Below are 14,558 nucleotides of genomic sequence, written 5' to 3'. Positions count from 1 at the left end.
GTCCCCTTAGCGTTTTGACAATTTTTCTTCAATGGTTGCAATCATTTCATCACGAACTTCTTTGACTGGAATCTCAACGATAACAGAGCCAAGGAAGCCACGAACAACCAAGCGTTCTGCGGTTGCCTTATCCAAACCACGGCTCATGAGGTAGTACATGTCTTCAGGATCTACCTGACCGATAGAAGCTGCGTGACCTGCTGTAACATCATTTTCATCAATCAAAAGAATTGGGTTGGCATCTGAACGAGCCTGATCTGAAAGCATGAGAACACGACTTTCTTGCTGAGCATCCGCTCCCTTAGCTCCCTTGATGATGTGGCCAATACCATTGAAGGTCAAGGTTGCTTTTTCAAGGATAACCCCGTGTTGAAGGATATTACCGATAGAGTTGCAACCATAGTTTGTTACGCGAGTGTCAATTCCCTGTACCTGACGACCGCTTGAAAGAGCTACGACCTTGAGGTCTGCATGGCTACCATTTCCAAGCAAGTCACTATCAAAGTCAGCAACAACGTTTCCTTCGTTCATGACACCGATAGCCCAGTCAATGCTTGCATCATTGCCTAATTTTCCACGACGACTAATATAGGCAGTGACGTTCTCACCTAGACGATCAATCGCAGCAAACTTGACTTGCGCACCAGAACGTGCAATCACTTCAACGGTGATATTGGCAGTTGCCTTAGCACTACCTCCACCACGTGACTCTAGACGCTCCAGATAACTAATCTTAGAGTTCTTACCAGCAATGATCAGAATATGCTTGTTAAATGGCACATCACTATCACTATCTTGGTAGAAAATCCCTTCGATTGGTTCTGTGATTTCTACGTTATCAGGAATGTAGAGAACCGCACCACTGTTAAAGTAGGCTGTGTGGTAGGCTGCTAATTTGTCATCATCGTACTTGACAGATGACATGAAGAATTCTTCTACGAGTTCTGGAATTTCTTCTAAAGCTGAATGGAAGTCTGTAAAGACAACTCCTTGTTCCGCCAACTCAACTGGAATTTGTTCAAAAACTGTTTGAGTTCCTACTTGAACCAACTTCAAGTGATTATCAAGAGCTGTGAAGTCAGGAACATTTGCTGACGGTTCACTTTCTGTAATGGTTCCATCTCCCAGATTCCAACGGTGGAATTTGACACGCTCAATGACTGGTAATTCCAAAGTCTCAATCTTATCAAAAGCTTTTTGACGGAGGTCAGCTAACCAGCTTGGTTCAGCGTGCATTTCTGAAAAAAGTTTAATAGTTTCTTTAGTCATTTACTTCTCCTAAAAGATACGAGGGAATTACAATTCTTCCTTGTAGTCATAGCCAAGTTCTTCAGCTAGTTTTGCGTATCCTTCACGTTCCAAACGTGCAGCTAATTCTGGACCACCAGAAAGAACAACACGACCTTCCATCATCACATGTACCACGTCTGGTGTGATATAGTTCAAAAGACGTTGGTAGTGAGTAATGATCATAGCACCGAAGCCTTCACCACGCATGGCATTAACACCCTTAGAAACAACTTTAAGAGCGTCAATATCAAGACCAGAGTCAATTTCATCCAGAAGGGCGAAAGTTGGTTCCAACATCAAAAGCTGAAGAATTTCATTGCGTTTTTTCTCACCACCAGAGAAACCTTCATTGAGGTAACGCTCTGCCATTTCTTCTTTCATGTTAAGCAATTCCATCTTCTCGTCTAGTTTAGTGATAAACTCACGAACTGAAATCTTCTCATCATCTTCTTTACCAGCATTCATTGCTGCACGAAGAAATTCGGCATTAGTAATTCCAGGAATTTCTGATGGGTATTGCATCGCAAGGAAAAGCCCCATACGCGCACGCTCATCCACTTCCAATTCAAGGATATTTACACCGTCAAACAAGACTTCACCTTTAGTGACTTCATAGTTCGGGTTTCCCATAATAGCTGCTGAAAGAGTAGACTTTCCGGTACCATTTGGTCCCATGATAGCTGCAATTTCTCCTGTTTTAAGGGTCAAATTAACCCCTTTTAAAATTTCTTTTCCTTCAATTTCTACGTGAAGATCTTTGATCTCTAATACTGACATGATAGTTCCTTTCTTTTCATCCTTTTTACAGTACCCACTAAAATTCAACTTTTTAAAGTCTTAGAAAATACGGTAAAATGTTAATAAATATACCTTTATAGTATAACAAAAAAAAGCCTAAAAGGCTTTGATTTTGTCTAGAAGCTAGGAGCTACTTCTTCCCTTGAAAATGATCATCTATAGCGCTCACAATTTTACCCATGATATAGCTCACGCGAAAATTTCTCAGGATCAAAATAGCCCAAAGCAAGGCCACGATATACCGTTGCTCCATGATGGATTCATTAAAGAAATAAGTCTCAGCAGCAGTAAAGAAGGCCATGATAATAAATTGTTGTCTGTTCATAGTCTACTACCACCAATTCCTTCTAGTCTTCTGTTATAGTCACTTTATCTGCTAAAAATTCAAAACCTTGAGGGAGTATTGACTCCTCAGCCTCTTCCTTAACGACTTGTTCTTGAGACCCTTTCGTTCTGCTTGAAAATGCAGCTCGAACTTCCTTCCACTCTTCCATAGAAATAGCAAGAATCTCTGGAGAAAATCCAGCAGCTCGGCTAAGAATATTGCCAAACATGGTGTTGAGATTGTCTCGTTTCATAGTTTGACCAGCATTGAAATTCGATTCAAAAGCCAAAATCGCATGGTGTTCATTAGCAGCAACTGGTTGAGAACCAGCTAAAAGTGCCTTGTCTGGTCCTGATAAGCTCTCAATAACTTCACCCCAAGCATTCTGAAGACGAATTAGGTTTTGACGAGCCAAGTCTGGATTTTCTACTGCTTCTTGAAGAATAGACTGCACCTTATTTCGGTCTACACGATAGATGGACTTACTGTTCGTCGGACGACTCGGTGTCGAAACAGATTGTTTTGGGGTAGATTCTACATTAGCAAGAGCTTGTTTCAACCGTGCAACTTCTTCTCGAAGAGAAGACAGTTCCTCAGCCACTTCACCTGAAAGTTCTGGTTGGGTATCAATTTCTGCTAAACGAATGGTCATCATTTCAGCATAAATCTTAGGCTGTAAGCTAGCCTTAATATCAGCCAGACTTTTAGTAGCAAGACTAATCATCTCAAACAAGATATCCTGCGGAAGGTCTAAATTTCTCTCAAATACATCACTATGGTGAGTATTCTCTCCACCTGCTTGAACAATTAAGATATCACGTAAGTATTGTAGTAAATCCACTACAAACCGTGTCATGCTCTTCCCATTCTCAAAAATCAGATCAAGTTGTTCCAAAGCACCTGTTACATTCTTTTGAGCTAAAGCAGCAACATAATCGTCCAAAGCACTTAAACTAATGGTCCCAGTGATTTCCTCAGAAACAGCTGTTGTAAGAGTAGTTTCTTGTGTTAAGCTTAATGCTTGGTCTAGAATTGACAAAGCATCCCGCATCCCGCCTTCAGCTCGTCGAGCAATAATTTCAACAGCTTCTGTTTCGTAATCAATTCCTTCTTTTTCCAAAATCTGGAAGATATGATCACGAATATCCTGCGTCTTAATAGACTTAAACTCGAAGCGTTGAACGCGAGACAAGATAGTTGCAGGAATTTTATGCAACTCTGTCGTTGCCAGAATAAAAACGACATTTGGAGTAGGTTCTTCCAATGTTTTCAAAAGGGCATTAAAGGCACCTGTTGAAAGCATATGGACCTCGTCAATGATATAGACCTTGTACTGAGCTATACTCGGAGCATAAGTTGATTTATCACGGATATCACGGATTTCATCAACTCCATTATTAGAAGCCGCATCCATCTCGATAACATCTTCCAAACTTCCTTCTATGACAGCTTGACAGATATAACAGTTATTGCAAGGTTCTCCCCCTTTTTGATTCGGACAGTTCATAGCCTTGGCAAATATTTTGGCTACACTGGTTTTACCAGTTCCACGAGGCCCTGAAAATAGGTAGGCGTGACTAATCTTATCCTGCTCCACAGCCTGTTTAAGTGTTCGAGCAATAACATCCTGGCCCACTAACTGTGAAAAATTTTGACTTCTATATTTTCGATAAAGCGCCTGATACATTATGCTTTCTCCTCAAACATTGAAAATTTCCATTCTGTCTTATCTAGTAAAATGGACACAAACTCTTCTAAATAGCGTTGATCAATTTCATCATAATCATCTACATGAGATGAGTCCAAATCTAATACACCCAGAAGCTGTCCATTTTTTACCATGGGAAGTACGATCTCGCTACGAGCACTACTATCACAAGAAATATAGTTGGGATAGGTCTTCACATCACCAACGATAACCGTTTGACAACTAGCCGCAGACTCTCCACAAACGCCTTTCCCAAGTGGGATTCTAACACATGAAACTCCACCTTGAAAAGGCCCTAAAATAAGCTCATTTCCGTCATATAAATAGAAACCTGCAAAGACAGTACGAGGAAAGTTCATTTTTAAGAGAGCGCTGGCATTTGATAGATTAGCCAACACATTGGTCTCACCTTCTAAAAGTGCAGTGAGCTGAGCATTGACCATTTGATAAATTGATTCTTTTTCGGAATGTAACATAAATCCATTATATCAAAAAATACTAGTTGAAAAAAGAAAAATCCCTTGTTTTACAACAAAGGATTTATAATTAGTTCTGATTGATTAAAGTTCGATGTCTCCGAACAAGTCAGCCATTGAGAATCCTGTTTGAGTTTCAGGAAGTTCAAAGTCACGTTTTTCTTGACGTTTTGGACGACGTGGACGTGGAGCACGTTTTTCTTCGTTTTGTCCTTCTTCTTGAGCTGGACGTTCTTCAAGAGCTTTGATAGAAAGTGATACACGTTCTGCATCAGCATTAACATCAAGAACTTTAACAGTAACTTCTTGACCAACTGTAAGAGCTTCTTTTGGATTTTCAATACGTTTGTGTGAAATTTGTGATACGTGAACAAGTCCATCGATACCTGGCAATACTTCAACAAATGCACCGAAGTCAGTCAAACGTTTAACTGTACCTTCTACAACGTCACCCTTGGCCAATTTTTGTTCAACGCCATCCCATGGTCCAGGTGTTGTTGCTTTAAGTGAAAGTGATACACGTCCTTCTTCTTCGTTAAGATCAAGGATTTTCACTTCAACTTCTTCACCAACAGTTACAACTGATTTAGGTGAAACGTTACGTTCGTGTGACAATTCAGTCAAGTGAACCAATCCATCAACACCACCAAGGTCGATGAAAGCACCGAAGCTTGTGATACGAGCAACTTTACCAGTTACTACATCACCAGCAGCCAATTTACCGAATACTTCTGCACGAGCTGCTGCAGCAGCTGCTTCAACAACTTCACGACGTGAAAGGATGAAGCGGTTTTCTTTAGGATCAACTTCTTTGATTTTAGCTTCAAATTCTTGACCTACAAAACGCTCAGTGTTACGTACGAAACGAGTATCCAACATTGAAGCTGGGATAAATCCACGCAAACCTTCAAATTCTACTGAAAGTCCACCTTTAACAGCGCGAGTTCCTTTAACTGTAACAACTTCTTCTTCGCGTCCTACAAGTTTGTCCCATGCTTTGCGAGCTTCAAGGCGTTTTTTAGATACAAGGTATGTTACTGTATCAGTATCTTTACCAACTACTTGACGAAGTACAAGAACGTCAAATACTTCACCTACTTTTACAAAGTCATTGATATCTGCATCGCGATCGTTTGTCAATTCGCGAAGAGTCAAGACACCTTCAACACCAGTTCCTGAGATTGCAACGTTAGCTTGATTAGCATCAACTGTCAATACTTCAGCACTAACAACATCACCAGGTTCAACTTGGCTAACGCTATTTAGCAAATCTTCAAATTCATTCATCTAAAAAATCCTCCAACAATCAAGTTTTTTAACTTGACATACTTATAATTTTTTTCCTAAGCACCCGCAACGACATGAACATCTCGAACGTCCTTCAATTATAAAAATAAAATACCCTAAGATATTTTTCTTTTCATCTTGAATTTATTACCTAAGAACTGGGGTAGCTGGATTCGAACCAACGCATGAGGGAGTCAAAGTCCCTTGCCTTACCGCTTGGCTATACCCCAAAAGTGAAATGGAGAGAGAGGGATTCGAACCCCCGAACCCGAAGGAGCGGATTTACAGTCCGCCGCGTTTAGCCTCTTCGCTATCTCTCCGATAATGAACAAAACCTATTATATCATGAAAAATTGCAAAAAACAAGCATTATTTTGCTAAATTATAGTTTTCAATCAATATTTCCACAGCTTTTTCAAGATTCTTGTAAAAACTATCGACATTCCCATTCTTTATGATTGCAAATTGGTTGTCTAGTTCGGCAATTTCACCGATTAACTTTTTACCAATCATTAAGGTATAACCATCGTAGTTATCTTTTCCAACTGCTACTTTAGCATCTGACAACTGAATCTCAATTTTTTTATCTTTTTTACTCATACCATACCTCTTTTCACTTTCTCTATTTTACAAGAAATTCCCTGATCTCGCAAGAAAAAACTCTCTACCAAGCTAATCTTGGTAAAGAGTTCCTTGAATCGTCTAGAGAAATTTTTCCCTTGAATTTTAGTCAATTAATGGGTTGCTCCACCAACTATTTTCAAGTCCTTATCTTTGTAGTCTACGATAGCACCAATCGCAGCTTCAATACCTCGGACAATATCTCTTAAGCACATGGATGCAGTATTAGGCTTATTTACCACTTGTTCGGTCATATAGGGAATATGCATAAAACCTGCTCTCATATTGGGAAATTTCTTATCCGCTAAATAGAGAACCTGATACATCAAATGGTTGCAAACAAAGGTTCCAGCTGTATTGGATACTGTAGCTGGCAGCCCTACCTCTTTTATGGCTTGTACCATTGCTTTGATAGGGAGCGTGCTAAAATAGGCAGCTTCTCCATCTAGGCGAATAGGTGTGTCAATCGGTTGATTCCCTTGGTTATCTGGAATTCTTGCATCATCTTGATTGATGGCAACTCGTTCAGGAGTTAAACCAGCTCTACCTCCTGCTTGTCCGATGCAGAGTACAACATCTGGTTGATAACGGACAATTTCTGCTTCTAAAACCTCTGCTGATTTATAAAAGACTGTTGGGATTTCTACCCAATGAATCTCGGCTCCATGAATTACAGACGGTAATGATTTAACAGCTTCCAGAGCTGGATTGACCTTTTCACCACCAAAAGGATCAAAACCTGTAACTAATATTTTCATTTTATTTCCTTTGCTAAAACGCCAAATAGTACATTAAAAATACATGTAGGATTATCATGATAACAGCTACTCCTACTTGCGCTTTGATAACGCCATTTGGATCTTTCATCTCCAAAAGTGCTGCCGGTAATGCATTAAAGTTAGCAGCCATTGGAGTCAGTAAGGTCCCACAGCAACCTGCTGTCATTGCTAGAGCAGCGGCTACGATTGGATCAGCTCCCAAGGCAAATACAAAGGGAACACCAATCCCAGCTGTAATGACTGTGAAAGCAGCAAATGCATTCCCCATTATCATGGAAAATAGAACCATACCAAGGACATAAGCTACCACACCCATAAAGCGACTACCCGAAGGCACTAGACCACTTATCAAATGAGAAATCAAGTCTCCCACTCCTGCTACGGTAAAAATCGCACCCAAAGCACCTAAAAGCTGAGGAACAATCCCACTAGTTGAAACTTGTTGAACCATGCGATTATTTTCTGCTAACAAACTTCTAGGAGAACTCTTAGTAATCAATAAGAGAGAGATGGTTGCAAAAAATGCTGCAAGGCTGATAGCTATCTTACTAAACTCAAGAATTACTTTTGCTAATACTAAAGCAATCAAAGCCATTAACATGACTGGGATAAAAATTTTATTCTTTAATCGTTTGGATTCAATATTTGCCTTGACTTCATCCAGAGTCGGTAAGGTTCCGATACGAACCTGTTTAAAGAGAGTTAGTAGGGCCAATAACACTACAATAACACCAATCAAGATCGATGGTAAATAGGAACCACCAATAAAACTGATACCCAATAAAGCCCAAAACCCAGCTGTTCCATATCGAACTGGGTTTGTTTTGTCTTTATAGCTACAATAAGCCGTATGAAGGAATTGACAACCAATCACAATATAGGTCAACTCTAATAACTGTCTTGCTAGATTGGTCATTCTTCTTTCCCTTTACTAAGCTTATTAGCTAGCAGTTTTTTATCAAACAAGTAATTGTAAATCCCTACTACAAGAAGGGCAACTCCTGCAATAATAAGTGAAGCCGAAGCGATGCCTGCATAATTACTTTCGTAACCTAATTGGTCCAGAGTGCCCCCAACTAAGAGGACACCACCTGCACCAACGAAAGTATTCTGAGCAAAGAAATTTGCAAAATTATCATTTGCTGCTGCACGCGCTTTTAGCGCTTCGCTTTCCTGCTCTGTTAATTTTCTACCTAATTGTGACTCTGCTGCTGCTTGTCCCATGGGTTGAACCAAGGGTCTCACAAACTGCGGATGTCCTCCGATACGAATGGCAAAGAAACCATCGAGTTCCCGAAAAAAGAAATACACTGTATAAAAACTTCCTACGGTCAGCCCCTTTATCCTTTGGATCAAGTCAATCGACCGTTGCTTGAGGCCAAAAGTTTCAGATAATCCTACCAGGGGTAAGGTTACCATAAAAATCGTCAGAACTCGTTGATTGCTAAATTCTCTTCCTAAAATTTCCAAGAACTCAACAAGAGAAACTCCAGAAACTAGAGCTGTAACTAAACTAGCTAAGACTACCGTTGCAATGGTATCTAACTTATAGATAAAACCAATCACAATGATAACTATTCCTATTAGTTTAATCCATTCCATATAGGCCCCTTTTCCAAAATACTAGTATGGTTTATTTGACATGACTTTCTAGTTCTTTTTGGTATTTATTGTTTGATTCCAATTTCTCTTTTTGCCATTTTTCAAGAGCTGCTTGATATTCTTTAGCCGTTACAATCTCTTTTTGCAATTTCATGCCCTTGAAGATATATGGATCACCCTTGATACCTACTTGTGAGTATGGTTTAGAGAATGGAACGACGTTGCTGACTACTGGTGAGCCTCCTGATGAAGCTGTCGGCATCAAGAGAGAACTATCAGTAAGCCATGCTTGAGCTTTGGCATATTTTTCATATCTCTTGTCCAAGTCATTTGTCTCAGAAACTGCATCATCCAAGAGTTTCTTATATTCATCCAAACCAAGTTGAGCTACTACTTCCTTGTCTTTACCTTTCGTAATACCAAGGTGTTTCATAGCAGAACCAGTTTTAGGATCCATGATATTTAGATAACTTGCTGGGTCTTGATAGCTTGGAGCCCAACCAGTGCTATTCAAGTCATAGTCTTTCTGAGCAGGAACACGTGCTTGAGATGTAATACTTTCCTTCTCGTTGTCAGTCATCTGAAGGACATCAATCACGACATTTTCAGAACCAAGAGTTGACTCGATTGATTGTTTAAAGGAATTGCTTTGTTGAACGGCAATGGTATCTGTCTGTTCAACTGGAACATCCAAGTGAATTGGGAAGGTTACACCTTTTGCTTCCAATTCTTTCTTAGCTTTCTCAAATGAAGCTTTTGCTTTATCAGGGTTGTAGATGGTATCTTTTCCGTCTACAAGCTCAACGCCTTTCCATTGGTCGCCGTAGTTAACCAATTCTGCTTGAGCGATATCACCAAAGTTTTTGCCACCAGATTGTACAAAGTTATCCGGAACTAGGCTGTTACGAATAATCTTATCCGCACCATCTTCACCATTGAGCTGTGCAGCATAAGAATGACGGTTGAAGGCAAAGTTGATTGCTTGACGGAAGTCCTTGTTCAACATTGCTTCTTTTGTAGAAGTTTTCTGTTCTTCACTTGTTTTCGCTGTCTTATTATATGATTGACGGTTTACGTTAAACGTGAAGTAATAACTAGTTGAATCCTGTGGACTGTATGTGATTTTATCTCCGTATTGTTCTAAAGTAGAAGCAAAGTTTGAGCTACTTGGGAAGATACGAGCTGTTGTATAAACACCTGAAGAGAAACTACGGATTAATGATTCTTGGTCTGAACCATCATAGTAAGTCAATTTAACCTTCTCGATTTTAACCTTCTCTTTATCCCAATAATTTGGATTCTTTTCGTATTCGATTAAAGATTTTGAAGTCAAAGTCTTCAAGATATATGGACCGTTATAAAGGATACCTGATGGGCTAACAGCTCCGTAATTTTTACCTGAAGCTTTGAGGAATTCTTCATTTACAGGTAACATAGTTGCTGAAGTCACTTTTGAATTCCAGAAACTTTCAGGTGTATTAAGAGTGTACTGGACTGTGTAATCGTCCAACGCCTTAACTCCAACTGTTGAGAAGTCGTTAGTCTCACCAGTCATATATTCATTCAAGCCCTTGATGGAGTTTTGAATAAGAGTGACACCGTCTGATTTACCATCTGCAACGTGTTTCAATCCTGTAACAAAGTCATGCGCAGTTACTTCAGCGTATTCTTCACCCTCTGAAGTATACCATTTAACTCCTTTACGAAGTTTATAAGTATAAGTTAAACCGTCTTGTGAGACGCTCCAATCCTCAGCTAGAGATGGAACCAAATTTCCGTATTCGTCATTTTCCAACAAACCATCAACAACGTTACCAATGATATCCGTTGTTGAAGTACGAGTTGCGATACTGTAGTCCAAAGATGATGGGTCTACTCCATAGACGTAAGAGAAGGTTGTAGGTGCGTCTGCTTCCTTGTCAGCTTTACCACAAGCCACAAGAAGAACTGCTGTACTCAGGACGACTCCTGCTGTTAACATCCACTTTTTCGTTTTCATAAAGATCTCCTTTAATAATGTTTAATCTACTTTTACAATCCAGCCTTCTGGTGCTTCAATGTCACCAAATTGGATACCTGTCAATTCATCGTATAGTTTACGAGTTACTGGACCAACCTCTGTTTCACTGTAGAAAACATGGAAGTCGTCACCGTGTTGGATTCCCCCAATAGGTGAAATTACGGCTGCAGTACCACAGGCACCTGCTTCTACAAATCGATCCAGACTATCAATTGGTACATCCCCCTCAACAGGTTTCAAGCCCAAACGATGCTCTGCCAAGTAAAGTAATGAGTACTTGGTAATGGATGGCAAGATTGATGGACTCAATGGCGTTACAAACTCATTATCAGCTGTAATCCCAAAGAAGTTTGCTGAACCGACTTCTTCAATCTTGGTGTGGGTTGAGGGATCTAGGTAAATAACATCTGAGAAATGGCGGGATTTAGCCATTTTTCCCGGTAAAAGACTGGCTGCATAGTTCCCACCGACCTTGGCAGCTCCTGTTCCATTTGGTGCAGCACGGTCATACTCATCTTGAATCAAGAAATTTGTTGGAACCAAACCACCCTTAAAGTAATTTCCAACGGGCATGGCAAAGATGGTAAAAATATACTCCTCTGCTGGTTTTACCCCAATGATATCTCCGACACCAATCAAGAGCGGACGGAGGTAGAGGGTTCCACCGGTTCCATAAGGTGGTACGTATTCTTCATTGGCACGAACAACTGCTTTACATGCTTCTACAAACATTTCTGTTGGAACTTGAGGCATCAAGAGACGATCACAGGTGCGTTGCAGACGTTTGGCATTTTCATCTGGACGAAAGAGTTGAATACGGCCATCCTTGGTACGATAAGCTTTTAATCCTTCAAATGCTTGTTGTCCATAGTGAAGACTTGGAGATGATTCTGAAATGTGAAGAGTTGAGTCTTCGGTTAATTCTCCTTGTGTCCATTGTCCATCTTTAAAATAAGCGATATAACGATAAGGTAGTTTCATATAGGAAAAACCGAGATTTTCCCAATCAATCGTAACGGTCATGACAATCTCCTTTATTCTAATCAGGCTTTGTGTTCTATTCTACACTATTCTCCTAAAAATTCAAGTATTATTTGTAATTTTCTGAAAATTTTGCTTATAAAAAATCAGTCACTAGGACTGATTTTTAATTTTCTTTATCTTCTTTAAAGACTTCTTTGAGGTAGGCATCAAAAACTTCTTCATCAGAAATAGTATCTGAGATAAAGCTTCCATTACTTGTACGCTCTGATAGATTCAAATCTTGTAGGATTGCTTCGTAAATCGTTCCATTATTTGATTGAATGACAAGCGTTTGTTCGCCATCTTCTACTTCTGTACTGAAGAGATCTCCGATAAATCCTTGTTCAGAAACCGCACCAGCCACAAATACGCGATGTGGTTTGCTCTTCAATTCTCTCAGAACCTGAAGGCCACGCTTAGCACGACTGGTTGCTGGAATTTCCTCTGTTGAAACACGTTTCAAGCTTCCACGTTGGGTTAACAGATAGAAGGATGAAGTACTGCAGATAAAGGCAGATTGAAGTTCATCATCTGCTTTCAGATTCATAGCTTTGACCCCTGCAGCCTTGGCTCCGACAACTGGAACCTCTTCGATATTAAAGCGAAGAGCGTAGCCATTCTTACTGATTAATAGGACGTCATCTAGCTTGATTGGTGCTACTGCTACAATCTGGTCACTATCGTCCTTCAACTTAGCATACTTGACAGACTTAGAACGATAAGTTCTCCATGGAGAGAATTCTTTGCGTTCTACTCGTTTGATTTGTCCAAGGCGAGTTGCTGCAAAGTAGGTCGTCGCATCGTCAAACTGATCCACCACTTCGACGTAAAGTACTTCTTCAGTGGTTTCAAAGTTTGTAATAGACTGGCTCAGATGCTCCCCGATATCCTTCCAACGAATGTCTGCTAATTCATGGACAGGGCGGTAAATGACATTCCCAAGCGTTGTAAAGATTAAGAGATGCTGAGTAGTTTTGACAGATTGAACGAATAGCAAGCGGTCGTCATCCCGTTTACCAATTTCTTCTAAGGTCGAAGCTGCGAAAGAACGAGGACTAGTACGCTTAATGTAACCTGCCTTAGTCACGCTGACGTAAGTATCTTCTTCAGCAATCAGACTAGCTGTATCAATCTCGATGACTTTTGCTGTATCTTCTAAAGTACTCAAACGTGGAGTCGCAAACTTCTTCTTGACCTCACGAAGTTCTTTCTTCATGAGATTGTACATGGTTCGTTCATCACCGATGATAGCCGCAAGCATAGCAATCTTCTCACGAAGTTCTGCTTCTTCTTCCTGCAAGACAACCACGTCAGTATTGGTCAAACGATACAGTTGCAAGGTAACGATAGCTTCTGCCTGTTCTTCCGTAAATTCATAGCTAACCTTGAGGTTTTCCTTAGCGTCAGCCTTGTTCTCAGAAGCACGGATAAGGGCAATAACTTCATCCAGGATGGAGATGACACGAATCAAACCTTCCACGATATGGAGACGTTTTTCAGCCTTTTCCTTGTCAAAGCGAGAACGTGCCAAGATTACCTCACGACGGTGGGCAATATAGCTAGATAAGATAGGCACAATCCCAACCTGACGAGGGGTGAAATTGTCAATCGCCACCATGTTGAAGTTGTAGTTGATTTGCAAGTCAGTATACTTGAAAAGGTAGTTGAGAACAAGTTCCGTGTTCGCATCTTTTTTGAGTTCTATAGCGATGCGAAGACCGTCACGGTCAGACTCATCACGAACCTCAGCGATACCTGCCACCTTGTTATTGACACGGACTTCATCAATTTTCTTAACCAAGTTAGCCTTATTGATTTCATAAGGAATCTCAGTGATAACGATTTGTTCCTTACCACCTTTTAGCTTCTCAATTTCAGTCTTGGAACGAACGACCACGCGCCCCTTACCAGTTTCATAGGCCTTCTTGATTTCGTCACGACCTTGGATGATAGCTCCTGTAGGAAAGTCTGGCCCAGGCAAGAATTCCATCAACTTATCAACCTTAGCAGTTGGGTGATCAATCATGTAGACTGTCGCATCAATAACTTCAGCCAAATTATGAGGTGGAATATCTGTGGCATAGCCAGCTGAAATACCTGTTGAACCATTGACTAAGAGGTTTGGAAAGGCTGCTGGTAAGACAGTTGGCTCTTTCTCGGTATCGTCAAAGTTCCAAGCAAAGGGAACTGTCTTTTTATCTATATCTTGAAGAAGGTAGCCTGCAATCTCAGATAAACGAGCTTCCGTATAACGCATAGCCGCAGGCGGATCTCCGTCCATAGAACCATTGTTACCGTGCATTTCAACTAGAATCTCACGGTTCTTCCAGTCCTGAGACATACGGACCATGGCATCATAGATAGAAGAATCCCCGTGTGGGTGGAAATTACCCATGATGTTCCCGACAGACTTGGCCGACTTACGGTAGCTCTTATCAAAAGTATTGCCATCCTTATTCATCGAATAAAGAATACGGCGTTGAACCGGCTTCAATCCATCACGAATGTCTGGCAAAGCCCGGTCTTGAATGATGTATTTGGAGTAGCGCCCAAAGCGCTCTCCCATGATGTCCTCTAAGGACATGTTTTGGATATTACTCATATAGGATACAAAGCCCGTAAAATGCAA

At 40.5% G+C, this 14,558-nt stretch carries 13 protein-coding genes and 2 tRNA genes; all 15 read right to left on the bottom strand.

Features of this window, described 5'->3' with window-relative positions:
* Nucleotides 1–6: 6 nt before the first annotated feature.
* Nucleotides 7–1,269, bottom strand: a complete 1,263-nt coding sequence (sufD, locus tag ACXYSN_RS01620) for a Fe-S cluster assembly protein SufD (protein ID WP_458635925.1) — start codon at nucleotides 1,267–1,269, stop codon at nucleotides 7–9.
* Nucleotides 1,270–1,296: 27 nt separating this feature from the next.
* On the bottom strand, nucleotides 1,297–2,067 hold the full coding sequence (sufC, locus tag ACXYSN_RS01615) for a Fe-S cluster assembly ATPase SufC (protein WP_000114489.1): 771 nt from the start codon (nucleotides 2,065–2,067) through the stop codon (nucleotides 1,297–1,299).
* A gap of 151 nt (nucleotides 2,068–2,218) precedes the next feature.
* Nucleotides 2,219–2,413 carry a DUF3272 family protein gene (locus tag ACXYSN_RS01610; RefSeq protein WP_006153320.1) on the bottom strand — a complete coding sequence of 65 codons (195 nt, stop codon included), beginning with the start codon at nucleotides 2,411–2,413 and terminating at the stop codon, nucleotides 2,219–2,221.
* Nucleotides 2,414–2,435: 22 nt separating this feature from the next.
* Nucleotides 2,436–4,100: a DNA polymerase III subunit gamma/tau gene (gene dnaX, locus ACXYSN_RS01605; RefSeq protein ID WP_458635924.1), complete on the bottom strand. Its 1,665-nt coding sequence runs from the start codon at nucleotides 4,098–4,100 to the stop codon at nucleotides 2,436–2,438.
* On the bottom strand, nucleotides 4,100–4,597 hold the full coding sequence (locus ACXYSN_RS01600; RefSeq protein WP_458635923.1) for a GAF domain-containing protein: 498 nt from the start codon (nucleotides 4,595–4,597) through the stop codon (nucleotides 4,100–4,102). The genes dnaX and ACXYSN_RS01600 overlap by 1 nt, the downstream gene beginning before the upstream one ends.
* An 84-nt stretch (nucleotides 4,598–4,681) precedes the next feature.
* The gene (gene rpsA, locus ACXYSN_RS01595; RefSeq protein ID WP_458635922.1) at nucleotides 4,682–5,884 is read right to left on the bottom strand and encodes a 30S ribosomal protein S1; all 1,203 of its coding nucleotides are present in this window, start codon (nucleotides 5,882–5,884) and stop codon (nucleotides 4,682–4,684) included.
* A gap of 158 nt (nucleotides 5,885–6,042) precedes the next feature.
* Nucleotides 6,043–6,114: transfer RNA gene (locus tag ACXYSN_RS01590), tRNA-Gln, on the bottom strand.
* Nucleotides 6,115–6,123: 9 nt separating this feature from the next.
* Nucleotides 6,124–6,204: transfer RNA gene (locus ACXYSN_RS01585), tRNA-Tyr, on the bottom strand.
* A gap of 49 nt (nucleotides 6,205–6,253) precedes the next feature.
* Nucleotides 6,254–6,484, bottom strand: a complete 231-nt coding sequence (locus tag ACXYSN_RS01580; RefSeq protein WP_178894876.1) for a DUF2969 domain-containing protein — start codon at nucleotides 6,482–6,484, stop codon at nucleotides 6,254–6,256.
* A 134-nt stretch (nucleotides 6,485–6,618) separates the two neighbouring features.
* Entirely contained in the window at nucleotides 6,619–7,263 is a 645-nt protein-coding gene (gene pcp / locus ACXYSN_RS01575; RefSeq protein WP_458635921.1) for a pyroglutamyl-peptidase I, read from the bottom strand.
* Nucleotides 7,264–7,276: 13 nt separating this feature from the next.
* On the bottom strand, nucleotides 7,277–8,200 hold the full coding sequence (locus ACXYSN_RS01570) for a DUF979 domain-containing protein (RefSeq protein ID WP_458635920.1): 924 nt from the start codon (nucleotides 8,198–8,200) through the stop codon (nucleotides 7,277–7,279).
* Complete coding sequence (locus ACXYSN_RS01565) at nucleotides 8,197–8,886, bottom strand: 5-oxoproline transporter, DUF969 family subunit (RefSeq protein ID WP_458635919.1); 690 nt, start codon at nucleotides 8,884–8,886, stop codon at nucleotides 8,197–8,199. The genes ACXYSN_RS01570 and ACXYSN_RS01565 overlap by 4 nt, the downstream gene beginning before the upstream one ends.
* A gap of 31 nt (nucleotides 8,887–8,917) precedes the next feature.
* Nucleotides 8,918–10,885 carry a peptide ABC transporter substrate-binding protein gene (locus ACXYSN_RS01560; RefSeq protein ID WP_458635918.1) on the bottom strand — a complete coding sequence of 656 codons (1,968 nt, stop codon included), beginning with the start codon at nucleotides 10,883–10,885 and terminating at the stop codon, nucleotides 8,918–8,920.
* A 21-nt stretch (nucleotides 10,886–10,906) separates the two neighbouring features.
* A complete protein-coding gene (locus ACXYSN_RS01555; protein WP_458635917.1) occupies nucleotides 10,907–11,929 on the bottom strand; it encodes a branched-chain amino acid aminotransferase in 1,023 nt (340 codons plus the stop codon).
* A 124-nt stretch (nucleotides 11,930–12,053) separates the two neighbouring features.
* A complete protein-coding gene (gene parC / locus ACXYSN_RS01550; protein WP_458635916.1) occupies nucleotides 12,054–14,531 on the bottom strand; it encodes a DNA topoisomerase IV subunit A in 2,478 nt (825 codons plus the stop codon).
* Between the last annotated feature and the right edge of the window lie 27 nt (nucleotides 14,532–14,558).

The organism is Streptococcus sp. V869, from assembly GCF_054353515.1.
This window is presented reverse-complemented; position numbering and strand designations above follow the sequence as displayed.

Bases quoted from the DNA above. Each gene is read 5' to 3' on its own strand.
- pcp (WP_458635921.1), bottom strand. From the start codon at position 7,263: ATGAAAATATTAGTTACAGGTTTTGATCCTTTTGGTGGTGAAAAGGTC.
- sufD (WP_458635925.1), bottom strand. From the start codon at position 1,269: ATGACTAAAGAAACTATTAAACTTTTTTCAGAAATGCACGCTGAACCA.
- ACXYSN_RS01560 (WP_458635918.1), bottom strand. From the start codon at position 10,885: ATGAAAACGAAAAAGTGGATGTTAACAGCAGGAGTCGTCCTGAGTACA.
- parC (WP_458635916.1), bottom strand. From the start codon at position 14,531: ATGAGTAATATCCAAAACATGTCCTTAGAGGACATCATGGGAGAGCGC.
- rpsA (WP_458635922.1), bottom strand. From the start codon at position 5,884: ATGAATGAATTTGAAGATTTGCTAAATAGCGTTAGCCAAGTTGAACCT.
- dnaX (WP_458635924.1), bottom strand. From the start codon at position 4,100: ATGTATCAGGCGCTTTATCGAAAATATAGAAGTCAAAATTTTTCACAG.
- ACXYSN_RS01555 (WP_458635917.1), bottom strand. From the start codon at position 11,929: ATGACCGTTACGATTGATTGGGAAAATCTCGGTTTTTCCTATATGAAA.
- ACXYSN_RS01610 (WP_006153320.1), bottom strand. From the start codon at position 2,413: ATGAACAGACAACAATTTATTATCATGGCCTTCTTTACTGCTGCTGAG.
- sufC (WP_000114489.1), bottom strand. From the start codon at position 2,067: ATGTCAGTATTAGAGATCAAAGATCTTCACGTAGAAATTGAAGGAAAA.
- ACXYSN_RS01600 (WP_458635923.1), bottom strand. From the start codon at position 4,597: ATGTTACATTCCGAAAAAGAATCAATTTATCAAATGGTCAATGCTCAG.
- ACXYSN_RS01570 (WP_458635920.1), bottom strand. From the start codon at position 8,200: ATGACCAATCTAGCAAGACAGTTATTAGAGTTGACCTATATTGTGATT.
- ACXYSN_RS01565 (WP_458635919.1), bottom strand. From the start codon at position 8,886: ATGGAATGGATTAAACTAATAGGAATAGTTATCATTGTGATTGGTTTT.
- ACXYSN_RS01580 (WP_178894876.1), bottom strand. From the start codon at position 6,484: ATGAGTAAAAAAGATAAAAAAATTGAGATTCAGTTGTCAGATGCTAAA.